Source organism: Devosia sp. A16 (genome assembly GCF_001402915.1).
Lineage (GTDB): Bacteria > Pseudomonadota > Alphaproteobacteria > Rhizobiales > Devosiaceae > Devosia_A.
Genome location: NZ_CP012945.1, coordinates 816,808 through 835,943, shown reverse-complemented (window position 1 = coordinate 835,943; position 19,136 = coordinate 816,808). Strand labels below are relative to the sequence as shown.

The following is a 19,136-nucleotide window of genomic DNA, read 5'->3' as shown; positions in this document are numbered from 1 at the left end:
GAGTGAGGACGAGGGGCAGGCGCATGCTCCGCTGGCGAGAGCTCGAGCTCATCGTCGATGCGGTCGAACGGATCCTGGAACTGCATCCCCGGCCCGCGAACGAGTGGGGCGAGCTGATTGCACGTGCGGTGGTGCTGGCCGAGGACCCCCGCTATCGCAGACATGCCGGAATCGATGCCCGCGAAGGCTTGCGCAACGCCTGGCGGCGGGTGCGGCGTCGCGATACCCGGGTTCGTCCGAGCATCGAGCAGCGGCTGGTCCGCATGGTGCGCTGGCCGCGCGAGGGCGTCTTGTCGAGCGAGGCGAGCGAAGTGCTGCTGGCGCTGGGGCTGGCGCGGCAGGTCTCCAAGCCCGATTGCCTTTGGGCCTATCTGAGCATCGCCGATTTCGGCTGGAACGCCGCCGGCATCCAGCGCGCCGCCGCCCGCCTCGATATCGACCTCGAACAGCTCGGCTTTGGCGATGCGGCCATGCTCGCCGCCATGCTGCGTTTTCCGATGCCGCGATATCCCGATGCCCGCTATGGCTACCGGCTGAAGGCGCGCACGCTGCAGATCGTCGCCATGCTGGAGAAGCCGCCCCGCTGAGCCGCGTGCCGCCGATTGCCGTGCCGGCCACGCCATGTCAGGTTCGGCCGCATGCAAAGGGTCCGCGCGGCGATCAGTCTGGGGCCGAACTGCCGGGGCAAGCATCACTTGCTGCGTGTCTTCGGGGATGCCTCGCCGAGCGGGGTGTTCGATTGGCAGGTGACGCCGCCCGAGGCGCTCCAGTGCTACCTGCGCCAGGATTTCGCTGGCCTGTTCGAGCGTGAGGACCTGGTGGTGAAGGAGGGGGTGGTGTGGAACGCGCGCTACCGCACCTCGCATCAACACGAGTTTCCGCGGGGGCTCACGGCGGCGGAGCTCGACGCGCATTACCCGGCGGCGCGGGCCCGGCACGAGCATCTCTGCCGCAGGACCCGGTCGCGCCTCAGAGGCCGCGGCCCGCTGCTGCTGGTGTTCAGCCGGCCGGTGCCGGGCGAGGTCGTCGCCGGAGTGCGCGCGGCGGTCTCACGCTACAATCCGCGCCTCACCTTCCACCTCGTGGCCGAACCGCCGGAAGGCGCGGTGGGCGATTGGACCGGCAGCGCCGAGGTGTGGGACGCGCTGCTCGCGCCCTTCCGCATCGGCCCGCTCGATCGCCTGAGAGCAGGGGCGGCAGGCGCCTGGCGCCGGCGCTTCGGCCGGCGCGCCGCAACCCGCGGGCCGATCGCGCCCGCTTAGCCGCGATGGGTGGCCGGTTCGAGCGGCGCGCAGCAAAAGGCCCCGGCGCCTGTGGCGGCCGGGGCCCGAGATCGAGGCTTCGCGTTCTTGGGGGCGCTTCACCTTGCCCCATCAATGTGCGTAGAAGCGGTTGGTTCCATCTGGGATGCGCGCTGGCCGGCCGGGCTTCGGGGGGAGGCAGCGGATAGCAAGAAGCCCCGACCTCGGGGAGGGCGGGGCTCCGGTGCGCCGATCAGCCGGCTGTCCGTTCAGGAGCGGCCTGAAACACTCAGCTGCGGTCGTCGACGAAGACGGTGAACGAGCCGTCCGCTTCCGTGGTCACGGCGACGATCTTGTCGATCGGGCAGCTGCTGGTTTCGAGCTTGGTCTTGAGGTCGGCGTTGCCCTCGATCGAGGTCTTGAGGCTCGCCACCTGGGCGGCGTTCTTGCTCAGGGCGTTATCCAGCGCCTTGAGGTCAGCCGAGGCGTCCCCCTTCAATGTCGACACCTTCACGCAGCTCACCTTCGAGGTTGGGGTGTAGGTGCCCAGGTCGGCCATCTTCCCCGCATTGAGGCTCGAGATGAGCGAGCCGTAGTTCACGCTCCCGCTCGCCATGGCGTCCGTCGAGGTGCTGGTGCTGGTCGTTGCCTTGGCATCCTGCGCCACGGCGGCAAACGGGCTGCTCGCCAGGGCGACGGCGATCATCAGAGTGGCAATCTTGTTCACGGTGTTCTTCTCCTCTTGTTGCCCTCGGCATCGACAACTTGTGAGGTAAGATCCGGTTCCGAACTTAAGCGGCGGGTGCTCAGCGCATCTCCGCCAGGCGCTCCAGCCGATCGACGCGCGCCGAAACCGCGGACAGTTCGGCGCCCTGCCGGACCTGTTCGACCAGCGTGGCGGTGGCGGTTTCGAGCGTCTTCTCGACGGCGCGCAGCCGCCCGTCGAAGGTGGCCCAGCCGATCGCCATGGTAACCAGCAGGCCGCCGAAGGTGATGATGTGGCCGAGATTGATGGTGAGGTCGAAGCGGGGGCCGGCCATCAGCGCCGCCCCAGCTTTTCGGCGAGGAGGTCGGCGAGGGTGCGGCTGCGCTTGAGGATGGCGGTGCGGGCGATCTCCTCGACGGCCACCTTCTGCGGAATCTGCTGCAAGGGGACCTGCTGGCCGTCGATCGTCACCTGGTTGCGCCGGGTGCTGATGAACGACCAGATGTAGCCGCCGATGGTGACGATGGTGCCGAGCGTCACGGTGGCCCAGTTGCCCTCAAGGATGGCGAGAAGCGTCTGCTGCACCTCGGGCGGCTGGTTCAGGAACCACGACAGCGCGCCGGAGACGAGCGGCCCGAGTTCGAGGATGCGGCGCAGCCACCAATGGAGGACGACGGATGAGAACAGTGCAGTCATTTCGATTTCCTCAGAACGGGAGCGGGATGCTGAGAGCGGCCCAGCCGAACGCCGCCGCGACGACCAGCGCGAGGAGCAGCCAGCCGGCGATGCCGCCGTTGCGCGGCTCAGGTGCAGGGACGGTCGGGGCCACAGGGGCGGGAGGCTCGGGGCGGGTCGTTGCGTCCAGCGCTTTAGCCAGCACCGCTTCGGCATCGGCGGCCCTCGCCAGCGAGGCGTTAATGCCGTCGCCGGCGTAGTAGCTTTCGCCGCGCTTTACGGCGCGATGCGCGCCCTGCTGGTCGGCGAGCACCGGAAAGCTCGCCCATTCGCGCGCCAGGCGGTTGCCGAAGTCGCGCAGCTGCAAGGTCCCGGCGACGAACCGGCTCCAGCCGCGCCGCTCGAGCAGCGCCAGGCCGAAGCGATCCTGCAGCTCGGGCGAAAAGGTCGCGCTCAGCGGCACGCCAAGCTCGGCGATGAGGCTCAGCAAGGTCGGGCGGATGATCTGGTAGCGGCCGGCAGCGCCGCTCGGTGCCCTGAGGCTCTTCACCCAGCGCTTCTGCTCGGCCAGCAACTCCTCGAGCGTCATCTCGGTGATCGGCCTGGGCAAGCAGCCGGGCTTTTCGTTGCGATAGCCGATAATGGTTTCATAGGCCGCCTGGCCCTGGCGGTTGGTTTCGAGCCTGGCGATGAAGTCAAGCAGTATCGCCGCGCCCGCGGGCACGTTGGAAGGCATGGGAGATCTCCGGGGATGTGAGAAAGAAGCGCGAAGCGCGTCAGCTCGAGCGCGGACAGAAGCCCGCCTGGCCGATCCGTGTTTCAGACAATCTGGTGGAACCGCCGCACGGCGAGGAGCATGGGTTCAGAGCAAAAAGCGGTCAGTCCACAAGCCGTCCGACCTGCCGCGAGTGGATAGGGGCGCCTAGGTCCCCCGGAACCGACGGATGAGCGGGCTGAACGTCGTATAGAGCCGCAGTCGCCTCGCCTCGCGCCTGATACCTCTCGGGCTCGCCGAGCCGATGATCCGTTCGGCCTCGCCCCGGCCGAGTGCAGGGTGGCTCGCGAAGGCGAAGTTCGCCGCGAAGGCGGCGACCCCTTCGGCGTAGCGGAAGCGCGGCCTCGTGGTGTCGATGAGCACCTGCATATGGTCGCCGGGCGAGGTGTTCTGCCCGTGGATGCAGTAGCAGTAGGACAGCGGATCATCGAGCAACGCGATCGACGACCTCGGCACCATGGCGTCCACCATTCTGGTGTCTTCTTCGCGCGACAGGGCGGGGTAGGACGCGAGCGCTGCCTTGCGGGCGATCATCGAACCTTCCCACATCCGCGAGCGGGAGAGGACGAGAACCTGCTGCGCCGGGCACCACATGAACCACTGGCGCAGGAACAGCGCGTCTGCTCCCACCTGCAACAGCGCGCCCACGCCATGCGCGATGCGGTCTGCGCTGTAGAGATCGTCGTCGTCCCATTGGCAGACGAGATCGCCCTGCGCCTCGGCCACGCTCAGGTTCCGCAATTCTCCGAGGCTGAGCGCACCGCTGGCCCGCACCAGTCGAACATTGTGGCCGGCTTGTCCCACCAGCGCGTCGAGTGCTTCGCTCACCGCGTCGCAGACGATCACCAGTTCGCGCGGCGCGTAGGTCTGGCGATTGAACTGCTCGATCGCCAGATGCACCCGGCCGAGATCGCCGCGGGTGACCATCAGACAGGAGACGAGCGGACCGGTCACCGCGCTCGCCGCCGGTGCGATGGTGGTGTGTGGCGTCCGGGTGTTGTCGGTCGCCGACCGGAACGTCCGGTCGTAGAGATAGATCTGACGCACGGTGGCCTCGGCTGGATTGCCCCCCGCCGATGGTGCACCTGTGGTGCCCAACCATTGACCTCCCGTCAAGCCATCGCGCGGGACGGGGCCCCCGTCACGTTGTCAACCTGCCTCCGCGGCAAGCTCGGGGCCGGCGAGCAGGGCCAGGGGCGAGCCAGGCTCCGGCTGCTGGCTCGGGAACGTCCGATCCTTCAGCACCGAGGTATAGAGGTGAATGGACTTCGTGTGCGGCGTCGTCAGTTGCGCCAGGGTAAGGTCAGCGCGGCATAGCCGTTCGGCGTGGTCCCAGTGGATTGGATAGAACACGTCGGAAGGTGCGGCGAGATGATAGATGCCGTGCTGCCTGGCATAATATGTGAACGCCGCAGGACCGGCTGTTCCCCATGTCATCTGTTCGAGCCCACGGGGGCGGCCGATCATCCGCAGCAGCCGCAAGGTGTTGCGGCGGCGCCTCGTTTCCCATGGCGGGATAAAACCGGGCGTTATGGCGCAAAGTGCCGACAGAACCGGTGATGCTGCGGGAAGTTTGAGAACCGCAGTGTTCAGGCCGAGCGAGGTTTCCCGTCCGAAAATATAGTCGTCGTCCTCGATACCGCTCACGCAGAAGCAATCGGCATCAACCCATAGTCCCGCCGAGGCGGCCAGCAATCGATATCGGAACAGGTCCGAGATAAGCTCGAAATGTTTACCTTTCGCGTAGCTCTGCACCGCGGCAAAGGGGAGAATTTCCGAGGCTGGAAGAACTTCGATGCCCGGGGGCACATCGCCCGGCACGTCATACGCGAACAGACGCACCACATGTCCCTGCGTCGCAAACGACCGGAGGCAGGCCGCATGGATGGGGCCCAATCGAGGGCCAGTCCAGAACGTATTGACGACTGCGAGCCCCATAATCTCTCTTCCAGCGCTGCCACGGGGGCCTGACATCTAGAGCAGGAGTGCACGCGACTTGGCGGCCAGCAATGTCAGCGCTACCTAGCATTTCCTGGGTGGCTCAGGCTAGAGTTCAGCGATCCCGCTCAACTGGGCGGAGAGGCCTCGGTCCACGGGTTGTGAACCTGTCAGCGCAGCCGCAGGAAGCGCTTGATCAGGTTGTAGATGGGGCGGAACAGAATCATCAGCGACACGCAGAACGCTGCGATGGCCCACGCCCATGGGGGAAGCGCCGCCTGAAGGCAGTCGAGCAGCGTGCCATCGGTGCCGCCGAAGTCGTGGACCGAGCAGCAGGCGCTGATCTTCGGGAATAGCCATTCGAGCGGCCAGAAGCCGGTGCAGCCGTCTGAGGTCATGGAAATCTCCGAGGAGGCGGGTAGGCCGTTGCGCCGACCCAAGGCGACCCACTAGACTCGGAGAACGCATCGGGCGCTATGAATGAAACCAGCTGGCATAACGAGGACTGCGGAGATGAAGGTTTCCGAGCAACCGCTGGGGTGGGACGAATGGCGAGAGGCCATCGTCAACCTGTTCGTAAAGGATTGGGGATTCCGACCTGATGTCAGCGAGGTGATGTCGCAGACAAAGCGGATGCGCGAGTTCTATGAACGGGGGGATAGCCCCGAGGTAGCAATGAAGGCCGAGATCATAGCTCAGTCCCTAGAATACTAGCGCCACGACGCCACGGCCATAGCCTCCCCCGCGCCGGAGGCGTACGTTGCGGAAATTGACCGATTTATCTGCCCCGCTGCGGAGGCGTATCGACCGCCCGCCATGCGCGTACCGCCTTCAGCGTGGGTGAGGTTCCAATCCGTCGTGTCCAGGCCGGATATGGTGGGTGCCACGGCGTTGTCGATGGTAAGCGCCATCACGCCGACGCCTCCAGCAGCAATGTCGATCTGGCGGCTTATTGAGGTGCCGGCCGACGCGGTTTTGTCGCTGTCATAGGGCACCGTACTGAGCAGGCTCCCCGTCAGATACCAGACGCCGGTGTAGGCCCGAACGCTGCCGGCAGCGTCTAGCGACCATGCAATGGTCGGGTTGGCGTCTGACAATCGGCAGTAGAAGATATCAAGGCCAATGGACGAGCCAGCTTGTCCCGAGAACGCAAGGCCTCCCCCGATCGCTGAGGTAGCTGCCAGCCCCCCAATGGTGCGGGAAGTCACTGTTCGGAGGGGCTGTGTCGAATTCCAGTGGGCGGTCGCGATGACCAGCTTGTCGCCGAAGGGAATACCGGAGGTGGGAAAACTGTAGGATGAGGCGTCCGCGCTGGACGAGTAGCCTGCATTAAACAGGAGGCTCAGCGCGACCCTTCCCGCAACTATTGGCACCATCCCCGGCAACATCGCCTTGGCCCGCTCAGCCGGTTGCAACCGCGGAAAGTGCCGCTGCGGATTCGGCTCCACCCTGATGATCGCGGGGCGCTTCGTCTCATAGTGGAGGGGCAGGATCAGCGGAGGCGGCGTGAGGTCGATCATTCCGCGGCTCCCAGAAGCTGCTTCAGGTCGTCCACGCTCAGCCCAAGCGCCGCGAGTCTTTCCGCTGCGGTGGGGTCGGCTGGTGGGGACGGGATCTCTTCGGTCTCCCACCGCTCGAGGATCTCGCCATCCCGCTCCACATACGAGGGGGAGCCGATGCGCTGCTGGCCCTCGGGAACCTCCTCCGCGCGGGCGGTTCGCAAACCGTATGGCGCGAGGTCATCATCGCCCCAAAGGCCGTCGGCAATCAGCTGTTCGACCTTGCCAATGTCGAGCGTCTCGGCCACCGGGTAGGGTTCGCACGCAACCTCCATCTGCCGGCCATCGTGATAGGTCACCGTGCAGGTTGCGATCATGCGCGTGAGGGTCTGCACCCCGTGGATCGGCGCCCATGCGCCGTCGGTCTGGTGGACGATGGTCACGCTGCTCTCCTCATGATGGCGGTGACATAGGTTCGGCTCGCCCGGATGACGTAGGCGATGCCGAGTTCCTGCGCCGTGGTGATGGAATAGGGGCCGGCCTCGACGCCATCGAGCAATAGCCAGGCGGCGTTGAGCGTGAGGATACGGGTCGAGGTCACCGCGCCGAACCATAGGACGCCGGTCTGGCCGTTCTTAAGGTTGGTGGGCGCCGACAGGCTGCGGTCGCCGCCGAGGCCAAGAACGGCGTTCGAGCTGCCGCCGAAATTGAACCCGGCGGCTAAGTCCACTGCGATGTTGGCGCCATCGGTCAGCACCGCGAGCCCGGCGGCTGCCCACACCTGGTCGACCACCAGGGCGCGCACCGTGTCGGTGCCGGTGCGGTATTCGGCGGCTGTGGCGAATTCGGAGATGCCCTTGGCGGCCGTCGTGGCATCGGGGTGGTTCGCCGCGGGCAGGATGCCAGTCACCGCCGCTGCCTGGGCGAGGTTGAGCGCGCCATAGATCGGGTCCGTGGCTCCGGCCTGCAGCACCTGGTACTGCGCGCCCTTGCCAAGCCTCGCCGGGGCGCTGGCGCTCCTGACGAGGATGTCGCCCTGCGTGGAGAGGATGCTCGACTGGATGGCGCCGGCAATGCGGCTGTCGTCGCCGGCCGCGACCGTGCCGGCGGCCGTTCCGACGTTCCGTGAAGCCGAGTTGCCGAGGATGACGCCGCTGTCCTTGAGCAGCTTGCCCGTGGCCCCGTCGAACACCGCAACGCGATTGTCCACCGCGCTGGCCGGACCGCTTACATTGCCGGCGGCGGTGACGATCGGGTTGGCCGGGTCGGTGGTGTCGACGGCGACGTTGGCTCCGGCCACCACCGAAGTCAGGATGCCCGGCGCGCCGCGCGGGATGCCGAAGTTCAGCACCGCGGCGCCCGAGGTGCCGGCGTTGACCACGGTCGCGGCTGCGCCCGGCGCCAGCGTCGTCACGGTGCCCACGGACACGGTTGCGGCCGGCCCCTGCGGGATGGCGAAATCGAACACCGCGTCGTTGGGCGTGCCGACATTCACCACTGCGGCGGGAATACCGGCATTGACGGTGGTGGTGGCGCCGACGGCCACCGTCGCGGCCGGACCCTCGATGCCCTGCACGCCGGCCGGAATGCCGAAATTCAGCACCATGTCCTTGGCCGTCCCGACGTTCACCACGCTCGCCGGCGCCCCGGGCGGCAGGGTGGTCACCGTTCCGACCGATACGGTGGTGTCGATATCGTCGATGGCGATCAGGTCCTGCCAGACCCCGTTGAGATAGCGCCACTGCACCATGGCGCCGGTGTTCCCGAGCTCGATCTGCATCGGCAGCAGCGTCGGCAGTACGCGCAGCCGCACTTTTGGCGGCGGCACCGCCTTGGCGCGCACCGCGATCTCGGGCTGCGCCTTGATTCTGAGCCGCGGGGTGATGGTGTCGCTCATCTGCCGAACCCGCCTCCGACGAAAGCCAGCGTGCCGGTGAACAGCTGCGTGGTGCCGGTGCCGTTGGTCATCCGGCAGCCGACCTTGTAGGTGTTGCGGATATCGAGCGCGCCCAACTGGGCGGTGCTGAAGCGCCACTGAATGGTGCCGGCTTCGGGGATGGCGATGCTGCCATCGGCCGAGGTGGCGAACAGCCGGCGCGCGCCATGCTCGCCGACCTCGAGCTCGAACAGCACGCCGGCCGTGTCGAGCGGCTGGTTGGTCGCATCGTCGATCAGGTCCACCCGCTGCGCCCAGTCGGCATCGTCGGTGGCAAAGAACTGCAGTTCGTACATCGCCGCCTCAGAGCTTGATGATCACGAGTTCGAACAACGAGGGCTGGACGTTGGGGTGCGAGGCGCCGCCCCCCGTGCTATCTGCTGTGGCGCCGCCAATCGCTGCGGTGCCGGAGCCGCCGATCTGCTGACCAGCCGTGTCCGATATCGTGCCGGAATAGGCGGGGTAGGAGTTGGTGCCGATGCCGATGAGGCCCATGCCGCCGTAGTTGGTCTGGACTGGCCCATTGTCGTTGCGGGCCGAAATCTTGGCCGGGTGGCCGTGGTTGGGCATCAGCAGTGAGCCGGCATCGTGCTTGTGGGCAGGAATTTGCGCGGCGGTGAGCGTTTGGGCGGCAGAGCCGACGGTCGCGCCGAGGGTGTTGTTGGTTTCACCGCCGTCGACCGTCGCATCGGGGATCAGGTTGATATCGGCGTTGCCCATGCCGCCCAGGCCGATGGCGATGCGGTCGCGATAGTCGGGCAGGGCGATGGTCTTGTTGGCGGCCCAATCGCCAGCCGCCGACGCACCGCGCCCGCCGCTGACGCCGAGCGTGGCGTCGGCGGTCCACAGGTGGAGGAACAGCGCCTGGCAATCGGCATTGGCGCGCTCGGTGGCGCCCGAGGTGGGCGAGCCCAGCGTCCGGCCGTTGCAGCGCACCCAGCCGGCCGGCGCCGCCGTGCCATAGTAGCCGATGCGCATGCCGGTGGTGACCAGCAGCGTCGGGTCGGTGACGCCCGGGTCGGGCGGCTCGTAATCGGCCGATTGCGGCACGTCGATATCGTCGTCGTCGAAGATCAGGACGCCATTGGCGTCGGTGAGCTTCTGCCGGTAGCTGCCCGGCGCCGGGCTCAGGTAGATCACCGGGAACATGCCGCGCGCATCGGCAAGGATCGGCTGATCATGCGCCACGCTCAGCGCGCCATCGGCATAAACCACCTGCGGCGTCGAGGTGGCGGTGTCGTAGAAATACAGTTGGTCGCCGATGCCGAAATTGGGCACGCGCGAGCCGGGCCAGATGGCTGCCATGGGGAAGTCTCCGGGGGAGGGATGGACGCGCCACAACTGCCCGTGCATTCAATACTGCGGGGACTCAGCTCTGGGGGAGGGCGCTGTGACTGATATAGGGAGTGTCAAGACGGCTTCTTGGTGGTCGCGCGGACCGGCAATTGTGCTGTTGCTGGCGATCGTGCTTGGGGGCGGCTACGGCTTGTTTACCTGGACAGTCGGAATGGGCCACGCCTCGATGCAGAAGCTTCCGGTCGACGAAGGTTATTGCGCGCCGCCGCAGGATTGCGCGGAAGTCGTTGCGGCGCTGTACCAGGTCGCGTCGGAGCGCTTCGGCATGTCGGGGGCGCATCTTGACTGGTGTCTGGGCGTCGACAGCTGGGCGGAGGCGAAAGTCCGGCGCGGCGGCTGGCTCAAGGAGATCGCCGTGTGGCTCATGTATCTGCCCTGCGGCAAGCTCAGCGAAGGCCAGACCACGAGCTGAACGTGATGGTGATGCGGGTGTGTCCGAGCCCGGTTTATGTCGGGTCCAGCAATAGAGGGAGGAAACGATGACAGATCCCGATCAGCGACCGAAGCCGGGGACGAAGCGAACAAACCCGCTGCCATGGGGGGCCGTTGCAGGCGGCGTAGTGGGGGTGCTGGTGTTTCTCGGCCCGTTCCTCCACATGCCGAAATCCGACAACACACTGCTTCAGTCCCCGGTGTCAGCTGCTGCCATGTCCTTCTTCTGGGGATGGGCTGCGGGGAGCGTGAAGAACTGGCTTGGCGACCGCTTGTTCGAGCGGTCCCTCGGCGGGAAAGGGCCGCGCCGGTGGTGATGGTATCAAGAAGCGCGTGCCAGCGCCCAGGTGTTTCCAAGGGGGATGAATGTCTGAGCGAAAGCGTTCCGTGCTGACGCGCGGCGAGACCATGTTCTGGGAAAGCGCGTATGTGATCGCGGTCCTGGTAGGGGTGTTCGCGTCGACAACCGCCTCCCAGGTCAAGCTGAACCCACTGCTGGTGCTGCTATTTGGCGTGGCTCCTTGGACCGTCGTTTGGGTCGCAAGAAAGCTCTGGAGGCCGCCTCCTGTGGCGCGTGACGAGGACGTTGACACGAGGCCCGACCGCTACAAGTCATCTGACCCATTAATGGACATGATGCGCCAATCCGAGGGGCCGCACATCTCGTACATTTTTGCCGCCGCCGCGGCGCTGGCTTTGGTGGCGACCTTTGTCTACCGCGGGGATTTTGAGGATCAGGACGGGCTTGCGCAGGTCTCAGCAATGCTGGGCTTTTTCGTCGGAAACCAGGTGGTCATGGCGCAATGGGCCATGCGGCGGCCGTTGCTGTATATCCCGAACCGACCACTCTTCGGCTTCCTGGGGTTGCTCGTGGTGCTCGCCCTCGGGGTAACCCTGTATGCGTTCCGGGACGTCTTCTCATCGGAGGGGCGAGTGATCGCCGGCGCCCTTGTCGGCGGCGGCCTGGGCGTCTCCCTCGCAACGTGGCTCCGCAACGTAAGAGGATGAAGCCTTGCCCCGGTCGTACGCTCCCGGTGGTCCGGACAGCGCGAGCTCCCGGTTTGATTGCGTGCGGGCATTGCCGCAACAAGGAGTTAGCCCCCTAGCGTGGCGTATTGGTGCAAATGGGGGAACTCACACTCGTGAAGGTCCAGGAGTGGATGTATGCCGTATTCGAGTGGCTTGGGGTCACCGATCCGCTTGCCATGAGTGTGGGGGTCGGCGTGATCGCTGGCGCTCTCATAGTTGTCGGGGTCGGCGCACCTTACGCCTAGTCGTGTCTCTGGTGGCTCAGGCTGTGGCGTCGGTGGCCGTGTTCCTGCTTTGGGTGTTGGGCCTCTTCATCCGCCAAAGTCTTGATGTAGATGCCCGAAGTGGCACCGGCACGGCGGCCTCTTCACTGCCGACCCCGCCATCTCTATGTTGGCCCAACACTACCAGGAGAGGGTTGCATGTTTTCGTTTTCGCAAAGGGAACGATTGGTTGTCTCGTACATCTGGCTCTTCGGATCCAGATTGTTTGGCATCTACCTCGTTATGTATGTACTGGGGCGTGCCACAGACCGTACCGAGATACTGATTGTTACCGTAGCCGGAATGATGTACGGTGTGCTTTCGAGTTTGATGTACCTACTGCAGTATCAAACGCTCACTGTAGTGAAGATTGTTACAGAGTCGGCCTTTTTTGCGGTCAGAGATGGTAACAAAAGTCTTGACATCAGTAATGAGGACAGAAAGCTGAAAGAATTCTTTAATGAAAAAGTCTCTCAGCGTCAGTATAGGGTCGGGATACTGCAGCTAACGTCGCTGATCATATTCGTGCTGTGTTTTATGCGTTTCGCGCCGCTTTTTTCTCTTTTTGGGGGGTAACCCATTGGGTGCGCGGCCCTTTTGCCGGATGGCAGGCCCCGTCAAAAGGGCCAACTCGCGGGTGACCGCTGCCGTGACGCCTCATATGCTGCGCGCGGGGTCAATTTGCCGGCCGCAAGCTGAGCAGCAAGATCATCGTGGCCGTTGCGCGACAGCCAGGCCGACAGTCCGAGATCGGGGCGATCCTGGTTTTGCCGCTACAACGACGGGAACTGCGGTTCGCGCGACCTTCCCAGCTTGTGTCAGCGCCATTATGTTCCCGAACATACATGGGAGATCGTTGCATGAGGCGGACGCTGGGTTTGGTCTTCTCGTACCTGTGGGCCCTGGCAACCGGCCTGCCTATCCCACTGGCTTTTTGGTACGTCCTTGGGCGAGTTACAGATCGCACTGATGTAATGATCGTGTCCATCGGCGGCATACTCTACGTCGCGATTGCCGGAACGTTTCTTTACCTTCAGATGGGGCACAACCGCCTGGCGTTTCAGACGGCGGGTGCGGTTGTTGAGATAAAGACAGCGCTGGATCTCATTACTGAAAGTGAACGCCTTGAGATGAGAACGTTTCGTGAGTCGTTTGAATTTCACCAGAACGCAAAGAGCTTGTTGGGAAGTTCTGTTGGGTTGCTGCTGGCGATTTATTGCTTCGTCCGACTACTAACGGTGGTTTGATCCGAGTCATGGGTCGGGCCCTTGTTGCCGAAGTCCCTCAATTGCCTCTGTGCGAACGGGGTTGGCCGGTGAAGGCAGCCCGGTTCTCACGGGTTGTTTGTCGCGGCAGCGAAGGAACCGCGGTTAGCGCAATTTTGTGCTCCGCTCGACGGGCGGGCCCGTGGCGGCTGCTGCGTGGCCGCGCCGCCCGTCACAGTCACCAGGTCACCGCTGAAGTGTCCCAAGACGCGCTCCACTCATGCGGGAGGCGGCGTCTGGCTGTTCGTGCCGCCCCGGACGATGATATGGAGAGGCTCGCGCACGTGCTCGGTGTTGCCGAGGCCCGGTGCGAGCCAGCGTAGGTCCAACGGGTTAGTCGGAGTAGGCGGGTTGCCCGATGCAACGCTGGCGCGCAGTTCCTTGCCGAAGGGGGATGCACCTCTGTTGAGAACCGTGCGCACTGTTGGCGCCCCTGCGGCCGCTCCAAGGAATGCCGCGCCGAGCCCTGCGTACGGATCGATCATCGTCGTCAAAGCACCCGGGACAGCCCCAGCAACCGCTCCCCACACGCCATCACCTGACAGAGTCTGCATCAGCCCACCGAGAGCGCCCCTGTCTTGCGCGAAGCGCTCCATCTGTTTGATCTCCGTATCACTGAACAAGCCGCGGGCAGTTTTGTCGTCCAAGAGGCTCACCACCTTCTCGTGCAGCGTCTTGGCGAACGAACCCGACCTTTTGGCGCTGTCGATCATCTCTTCGACCATCTTGGTCCGCTTCTGCCGGTCTCGCAGGTTGATGCTCGACCGCCATCTGGTCGCCGCTTCGATGCCGTCGCCGGAGCCGCTGAAGGCGTTCTGTGGCAGGCTTTCCGGGAACTGATCCAGCTGTTGCAACAGGGCCTTCCCGAGCTTCGCTTCTTCGTCGTTCGGACTCCTCGCTGCCTCCCGGAAACTACGCTCAAGCAAGTCGAATGCTTTGAAGGTCATTGGCTTGTCGGAGAGTTGGTCCAGGTGCCCCATTGCGTCGCGCACCTTGTCATAGATACCCACCAGTTCTCCATCCACCAGCATCCCCTCGTCGGCGAGCAACCGATCGAGATCCTGCCGGAGAAGGGTGGTGGCGATCGGTTTGATTTGCACGCCGGCGCTCTTCGCCGCGCCGAGGTCCTGCTTCGACATCGCACCAAGGCCATCGCTCTTTGGCGCGGCGGCATCCGCCTTCGTTGCAGCTCGGGATCTGGAGAGCTGGCCGACTACTCCGGTAGCACCGTCGAGCAAAACGCCGGTCCCGGCGCTGGTTCCCGCGCCAATCAGGGCACCCCAGCCACGGTCGGCAAGCGTGTCGCCCGTGGCCGAGCCGGCGCCGTAGACCGCGCCCTGTATCCCGTTGACCAGGAGGTTTGTGCCGATCCGGCCCAAGCCGGTGGCTGTGCCTGCTCCCCCTGTAAAAAAAGCCGTCGGGAGCGACCCCAGGATCTCGGCACCATAGGCCGCAATGGGGTTTTCCTGACGAAAGGCTTCGAGGTTGCGGCGCTCGCGAGCGACATTGGAGTCGTAGCGTTGCCAGAAGTCCTTGCCATCATCGCCATGCAGCAACTGGTCGAGGCCCGCCTGGCCAAAGGAAAGCAGTTCGTCACCCCACCCGAACGTCAAACCTTGCCCGGCAGCACGAGCCAGGTTCTCGGTGAAGTCCGGCTTGGCGCCGGCGGGTTCGAAACCATTGTTGGCCAAGTAAAGGCTGAGCAACGGATCTTGGGCGGCGTTGGCCGCGGCGTGCGAGGTATCGACCAGCCCTGTCGGCTGCCGAGGGTTGAACGGGACACCAACCATTATTGCACCTTGTTAGCTATTGGTTGTTTTGGGGGAGGGGCCGACGGAGGCGCGTGAATCAGCGGGGCCTGACCGGGAGCGAACGTTATGTGTCCGTGGCACCCTCGTTGCAGCTGCTTGGGAAGCTTGGCGGCGGCAGCCTCTGTCGGCGCGCGCCGCATAGTTCTCACAGGGGCCGGCCATCAGAGTCTCTCCAATTTGCGGGGTCGCCGGCGTCGGCGTCACCGCCGATGAAGCGGTAATCGCCGCCTCGGAGGTAGCGAATGCCGCCCCCGCGCCACACCAGTGGATTTGTCGGCGCTTCGGGCCGCGGCGTCCGCGCCGTTTCCTCGCGTTGGCCCGACGAGGCATAGGCATCGGCTCGACGCTGCGTCGCCTCCTGCACCATCTGTATCGCGAACGGGCGCGTCTGCGGGTTGGCGAACAGCGCCCGCAGCTGATCGGGCGGCATCGTCAGCCCGAACTCCGACAGCGGGGCTGCCGCATTCGCGAACTGCTGCGGCGCTTCGCGCTCGTAGCGATCGGCTTTGCCCTGCGCGACGCCCTGGTTCCACAGATCGAGCAGGTCGGTGAGCCTGGTCTGCGACGGCTGCAAGGCCGCATATTCGGGATAGGTAAGTGCCATGTCTCAGGCCTCCTTGGAGAATTGCGGACAGCCGATCAGACGCCGGCCTGGTAGCCGGGGCGCAGCTGGCCGGTATATTGCGGGGCGCCATAGTTGAGCGGCGTCTGCCCGCCACCGAAGCCGCCATAGCCGCCGAAGGCACCGCCGCCGAACGCCTGGCCGGCGATACCGACGATCGAGCCCAGCGCATCGAGCATGGCGCCCTGGCCGGCTTCCTTGCCGGCTGCCACCTGGTTGTTGGCGCCCATGTAGCTGGAGGCGAGGCCGCTCTCGAAATCGAGGCCGAGGCCGCGGGCGGCGACGTCGTTGCCGACGCCGGCGCCGTACATGTTGTTGTAGCCCGAGAGCCCGTTCATCCAGTTGCCCCAGGCCTGGTCGGCATAGCCGGTGGCGTAGCGCATCAGGTCGAGATCGGTATTGCCGCTGTCGAGCCGGCCCAGGGCCGAGCCCTTGCGGGCCACCGCGTCGAGCCCCTGGTCGAGGGCGAACTGATAGCCCGGCCCGGCGCGGAACGCTGCTTCGGCCCGGGCGTAGCCGTCGGGGCCGTTGAGTCCCATGGCATCGGCATAGCGGTCGGCGCCGAGCTTGCCGAGATCCAGGTAATCGCCGGTGACGCCCTGGATGCCCTCGATGATCGGCCGGCCGGTCCTGGCCAACTGGTCGATGACGCCGCGGTTCTGCTCGGCGGCCTTCTGCGTCGCCTTGCCCTTGTTGAGCCCCAGCCAGTCGCCGATGGTTTCGAAGAAGTCAGCCATACGAGGCTCCTATTTCTGCACGCGCGCGGCAAGCCTGCCGCTGGCGATGTCGAGGGGGCCGCCGCTCTCGTTCTGGAAGCGGACGGAAACGGTGTTCTGGGCGCTCACCCAGGCGGTGACGGTGAGGCCCCCCGTCGGCAGCGAGAACGCGGCCGTGGCGAAGTCGCCGGGCGCCGCGCCGGGGACGGTCACGCTCGTCGTGGCGCCGGCGCCATCGGCGAGGCTGGGCGGATCGAAGGTCGCGGCGCCTTCGAGCGGGGTCAGCTCGGCGAGCTTTTCCGCCAGCTGGTTCAGCCAGTCGTACCAGGGTTTTGCGATTGTCCCGTCGGCGCTGATCAGCCGGGCGCTCGGATGCGGGATCGGCCTGAGGCTGTCCGAGGTGCTCATGCGGCGCGCTCCTCGATATCCATGGCGCCACCGAAGAACGCGATCTCGATGGGGTCGGAGATGCTCATCTCCCAGATCCGGCCCTTGCGGCCGGTAAGGCCGGCATTGTTGATGTCGATGGGCAGGTCTTCGCCTTGCGTGCCCAGCCGCCTGGTCAAGGGGTTGCCCCAGTTGCGACCGCCATCGTCGGACCAGCGGATCCGCACCACCGGGTCGGTTTCGATCGGCGAGATACCGGCGTCGAGGCCGATGCCGGTCTCGAAATCGAAGCTCGCCTTGTGCACCACGGCGCGCCCGGGGAAACGGTGCGCCTGGTTGGAGCGGAGCGTCCAGACCAGCGGGCGCGCCCCGTCGCGCTTTGCTGTCGAGTTCAGCTCGAAGGCCGTGCCGCTTTCGAGGTCGAAGGTGAACCACCTGCTCCAGGCGGCGACGCCGTAGCGGCAGCGCCAATCGGGGAAGCCATAGCTCTGGCGCTCGTGCCAGCTGCCGGTCGAGACGTCGTAGACCCAGGTCCAGCCCGGCCCGCTCAGCACCCAATAGGCGTGCCCGGCCGCCTGGTAGACCCAGGCGACGAGCTCGGCGGGGTTGCTCACCGCCTCGATCAGCCGGTTGAGGTCCGGCCCCGAGATCGGCGCCGGCTCATAGCCCTGGAGTTTGCGCACCGTGTTGTCGTTGGCAACGAAGATCACCGTATCGGCAAAGCCCGGCTCGAACCCGGCCACCGCATAGGGGGCCTTGAGCCCGATCGGCACCACCACCGAACGGTTGAATGCAAAACCGGTGGGGTTGCCGGCATTGGCATAGAACTCGAGCGAGGCCGTGCCCATCAGGATCAGGTCGCTGCCCGAGGCGATGGCGCGGTAAAGCCCGTCGGGGTCGGCCTCGGCCGTGGTGCGGTCGACCGAGGCGAACGTCGTGTCGTTGAGCCCCGACTGGTAGACGAGGCCGCTCTCGGCGGTGACGATGAAATAGCCATCGACCCACGAGATCGAATTGACCGAGGGCAGGTCGCCATCGCTGAACACCGCCACCGAGGCGCCCGAGATGTTGATCTGCGACATGCCCCCCGAATGGACGATCAGCACGTCGGGCACCGGCGCCTTCATGTTGCGCGCCATGGTGACGGGGCCGCTGCCGCCCACCGTGCCGGTGAGCTCGGTCACCACATAGCTCGAGGTGATCGAATAGACCCGGTTGCCGGAGACGACATAGAGCACCGAACCCACCAGCAGCGCGCCGCGAATGGCGGTCTGGGTGGTGGTGAAGCGGGCGATCAGCCCGGCGACGCGCCGCCAGACGATCTCGCTGCGCGAGCCGGCTGGAGCGCGCTCGGCGATGGCATTGATCAGCCGTCCGCCGGTTTCGGTAGGGTTCACCCCCGGCGCGGTGCCGGTAGGCCAGCTGATCGGGGGCATCAGAAATACTCGATTTCCTGGGTGCGGCCGGAAAGGATGGTGGGCTTGAGGCCACGCAGCCGCTGTTCGGCGAGGAGCCGCTTCTGCTCGTCGGACGCGAGGCCGAAGGCGCGGGCCCGGGCATTGGCGAGCAGCACCGCGAGATGGTCGAAGGCATCGTCGTCATAGGCATCGGGGTCGCCCCACACCCAGATGTCGCGGGTGGCGAGGTCGCTCATCACGGGGGCAACAGCCTTGTCGATCTCATCGAAATCCTCGGCCGCAGCCGTCTGCCCGGCGCCGACCACGCCGAGTTCGGCCAATGCGCGGTTGACGAGGTCGTGGCGGGTCCTGGGCATTGGGAGCTCCTGGGTGAGGGGGGAGGGCTGGTGGGGCAGGGCGCGGTGGTGGAGGTAACCCCACTGCGATCACCCCACGCTCGGTGTCATCCCAGCGAAAGCTGGGACCCAACTATCCATCTGCGCGGGCTGCGAATTGGGTCCCAGCTTTCGCTGGGATGACGGCCGGTGGGTGGAGCTAACGGCCGGGGTCGCGCCGCCACTCTGCTCCCCTCCCCACTGTATAGACCGGGGAGGGGGTGGTGAGGGACGCTCGGTGCTGACTGCGCCACCCCCTCCCTCAATCCCTCCCCTCCTAGCGGACGCGGTAGCGCCGCGGGGGAGGGAAGCGAGCCGGTGGGTGGGGCGGCCGCCCCTAACCCACAAACGCCCGCTTCTCTGCTTCCGACAGCGCGTTGAAGGCGTGGGCTTCGGCCTTGTTGAGGCCGTCGCGGATCTCGGCGTCCTCGTCGCCGCGGACGATCGCGTAGCGCCCGAAGCCGCGATGCACGGCCCGTAAACCGATCGGCGGCGGATCGGTCGCGTCGAGCACGCTGAGCACCGCACCCTCGACCGCGAAATGCGGGTTGGTTGCCAGTTTCGCGAGCAGGCCCGGGTGCTCGGCATCGTCGAGCTCGCGCGGCTCGCCATCGAAGAAGCGGAGCCCCATCAGGCTCACCACTTCGCTGTCGCCCAGGGGGGCGTGGTAGGTGACCGTCGCCATGGCCGGCA

Annotated in this window: 26 protein-coding genes; 7 read left to right on the top strand and 19 right to left on the bottom strand. The window is 65.8% G+C overall.

Going from position 1 to position 19,136, the window contains the following annotated elements; genetic code table 11:
* The first annotated feature begins 23 nt into the window (after positions 1–23).
* Both APS40_RS04195 and APS40_RS04190 read left to right on the top strand, forming a co-directional pair.
* Entirely contained in the window at positions 24–587 is a 564-nt protein-coding gene (locus tag APS40_RS04195) for a transglycosylase domain-containing protein (protein ID WP_055045873.1), read from the top strand.
* Between the two features lie 51 nt (positions 588–638).
* Positions 639–1,262 carry a hypothetical protein gene (locus tag APS40_RS04190; protein WP_156342832.1) on the top strand — a complete coding sequence of 208 codons (624 nt, stop codon included), beginning with the start codon at positions 639–641 and terminating at the stop codon, positions 1,260–1,262.
* Between the two features lie 268 nt (positions 1,263–1,530).
* On the opposite strand, the gene APS40_RS04185 is transcribed toward APS40_RS04190, so the two are convergent.
* The 7 genes from APS40_RS04185 to APS40_RS04155 form a co-directional block, all read right to left on the bottom strand.
* Complete coding sequence (locus APS40_RS04185; protein ID WP_055045871.1) at positions 1,531–1,968, bottom strand: hypothetical protein; 438 nt, start codon at positions 1,966–1,968, stop codon at positions 1,531–1,533.
* 79 nt (positions 1,969–2,047) lie between these two features.
* Positions 2,048–2,281 (bottom strand): hypothetical protein, encoded by a 234-nt coding sequence (locus APS40_RS04180; RefSeq protein WP_055045870.1) that lies wholly within the window; start codon positions 2,279–2,281, stop codon positions 2,048–2,050.
* Entirely contained in the window at positions 2,281–2,643 is a 363-nt protein-coding gene (locus APS40_RS04175; RefSeq protein WP_055045869.1) for a hypothetical protein, read from the bottom strand. The genes APS40_RS04180 and APS40_RS04175 overlap by 1 nt, the downstream gene beginning before the upstream one ends.
* Before the next feature lie 10 nt (positions 2,644–2,653).
* A complete protein-coding gene (locus tag APS40_RS04170; RefSeq protein ID WP_055045868.1) occupies positions 2,654–3,358 on the bottom strand; it encodes a hypothetical protein in 705 nt (234 codons plus the stop codon).
* 186 nt (positions 3,359–3,544) lie between these two features.
* On the bottom strand, positions 3,545–4,444 hold the full coding sequence (locus tag APS40_RS04165) for a glycosyltransferase family 2 protein (protein WP_156342831.1): 900 nt from the start codon (positions 4,442–4,444) through the stop codon (positions 3,545–3,547).
* Between the two features lie 102 nt (positions 4,445–4,546).
* A complete protein-coding gene (locus APS40_RS04160; RefSeq protein ID WP_156342830.1) occupies positions 4,547–5,239 on the bottom strand; it encodes a hypothetical protein in 693 nt (230 codons plus the stop codon).
* 266 nt (positions 5,240–5,505) lie between these two features.
* A complete protein-coding gene (locus APS40_RS04155; protein ID WP_055045865.1) occupies positions 5,506–5,733 on the bottom strand; it encodes a hypothetical protein in 228 nt (75 codons plus the stop codon).
* A gap of 115 nt (positions 5,734–5,848) precedes the next feature.
* Here APS40_RS04155 and APS40_RS04150 point away from each other — a divergent pair, with 115 nt between their 5' ends.
* Complete coding sequence (locus tag APS40_RS04150) at positions 5,849–6,049, top strand: hypothetical protein (protein WP_156342829.1); 201 nt, start codon at positions 5,849–5,851, stop codon at positions 6,047–6,049.
* On the opposite strand, the gene APS40_RS04145 is transcribed toward APS40_RS04150, so the two are convergent.
* Genes APS40_RS04145 through APS40_RS04125 form a run of 5 tightly spaced genes read right to left on the bottom strand, consistent with a single transcriptional unit; the run spans position 6,046 to position 10,075 of the window.
* Positions 6,046–6,855 (bottom strand): hypothetical protein, encoded by an 810-nt coding sequence (locus APS40_RS04145; RefSeq protein ID WP_055045863.1) that lies wholly within the window; start codon positions 6,853–6,855, stop codon positions 6,046–6,048. The two genes, APS40_RS04150 and APS40_RS04145, sit on opposite strands and share 4 nt — an antisense overlap.
* Entirely contained in the window at positions 6,852–7,277 is a 426-nt protein-coding gene (locus tag APS40_RS04140) for a hypothetical protein (RefSeq protein WP_055045862.1), read from the bottom strand. Before APS40_RS04140 ends, APS40_RS04145 begins: the two co-directional genes overlap by 4 nt.
* Positions 7,274–8,731: a hypothetical protein gene (locus tag APS40_RS04135; RefSeq protein WP_055045861.1), complete on the bottom strand. Its 1,458-nt coding sequence runs from the start codon at positions 8,729–8,731 to the stop codon at positions 7,274–7,276. Before APS40_RS04135 ends, APS40_RS04140 begins: the two co-directional genes overlap by 4 nt.
* Positions 8,728–9,066, bottom strand: a complete 339-nt coding sequence (locus tag APS40_RS04130) for a hypothetical protein (protein WP_055045860.1) — start codon at positions 9,064–9,066, stop codon at positions 8,728–8,730. The genes APS40_RS04135 and APS40_RS04130 overlap by 4 nt, the downstream gene beginning before the upstream one ends.
* A 7-nt stretch (positions 9,067–9,073) precedes the next feature.
* On the bottom strand, positions 9,074–10,075 hold the full coding sequence (locus APS40_RS04125; RefSeq protein WP_055045859.1) for a hypothetical protein: 1,002 nt from the start codon (positions 10,073–10,075) through the stop codon (positions 9,074–9,076).
* Positions 10,076–10,217: 142 nt separating this feature from the next.
* On the opposite strand from APS40_RS04125, the gene APS40_RS04120 reads away from it, so the two are divergent.
* From APS40_RS04120 to APS40_RS04100, 4 genes are all read left to right on the top strand, one after another.
* Entirely contained in the window at positions 10,218–10,538 is a 321-nt protein-coding gene (locus APS40_RS04120; RefSeq protein WP_156342828.1) for a hypothetical protein, read from the top strand.
* A gap of 386 nt (positions 10,539–10,924) precedes the next feature.
* Positions 10,925–11,566, top strand: a complete 642-nt coding sequence (locus tag APS40_RS04110; RefSeq protein ID WP_156342827.1) for a hypothetical protein — start codon at positions 10,925–10,927, stop codon at positions 11,564–11,566.
* A gap of 443 nt (positions 11,567–12,009) precedes the next feature.
* Entirely contained in the window at positions 12,010–12,426 is a 417-nt protein-coding gene (locus tag APS40_RS04105; protein ID WP_055045855.1) for a hypothetical protein, read from the top strand.
* Between the two features lie 284 nt (positions 12,427–12,710).
* Positions 12,711–13,097, top strand: coding sequence for a hypothetical protein (locus tag APS40_RS04100; RefSeq protein WP_055045854.1), 387 nt, complete (start codon positions 12,711–12,713; stop codon positions 13,095–13,097).
* 236 nt (positions 13,098–13,333) lie between these two features.
* On the opposite strand, the gene APS40_RS04095 is transcribed toward APS40_RS04100, so the two are convergent.
* From APS40_RS04095 to APS40_RS04065, 7 genes are all read right to left on the bottom strand, one after another.
* Entirely contained in the window at positions 13,334–14,905 is a 1,572-nt protein-coding gene (locus APS40_RS04095; RefSeq protein ID WP_055045853.1) for a hypothetical protein, read from the bottom strand.
* A 166-nt stretch (positions 14,906–15,071) separates the two neighbouring features.
* Positions 15,072–15,530, bottom strand: a complete 459-nt coding sequence (locus tag APS40_RS04090; protein WP_055045852.1) for a hypothetical protein — start codon at positions 15,528–15,530, stop codon at positions 15,072–15,074.
* Between the two features lie 35 nt (positions 15,531–15,565).
* Positions 15,566–16,285 (bottom strand): hypothetical protein, encoded by a 720-nt coding sequence (locus tag APS40_RS04085; protein WP_055045851.1) that lies wholly within the window; start codon positions 16,283–16,285, stop codon positions 15,566–15,568.
* A gap of 9 nt (positions 16,286–16,294) precedes the next feature.
* Positions 16,295–16,672 carry a hypothetical protein gene (locus APS40_RS04080; protein WP_055045850.1) on the bottom strand — a complete coding sequence of 126 codons (378 nt, stop codon included), beginning with the start codon at positions 16,670–16,672 and terminating at the stop codon, positions 16,295–16,297.
* Positions 16,669–18,087, bottom strand: a complete 1,419-nt coding sequence (locus APS40_RS04075) for a hypothetical protein (protein WP_055045849.1) — start codon at positions 18,085–18,087, stop codon at positions 16,669–16,671. The genes APS40_RS04080 and APS40_RS04075 overlap by 4 nt, the downstream gene beginning before the upstream one ends.
* Entirely contained in the window at positions 18,087–18,425 is a 339-nt protein-coding gene (locus APS40_RS04070; protein ID WP_055045848.1) for a hypothetical protein, read from the bottom strand. The genes APS40_RS04075 and APS40_RS04070 overlap by 1 nt, the downstream gene beginning before the upstream one ends.
* 355 nt (positions 18,426–18,780) lie before the next feature.
* The gene (locus APS40_RS04065) at positions 18,781–19,128 is read right to left on the bottom strand and encodes a hypothetical protein (RefSeq protein ID WP_055045847.1); all 348 of its coding nucleotides are present in this window, start codon (positions 19,126–19,128) and stop codon (positions 18,781–18,783) included.
* Positions 19,129–19,136: the final 8 nt, after the last annotated feature.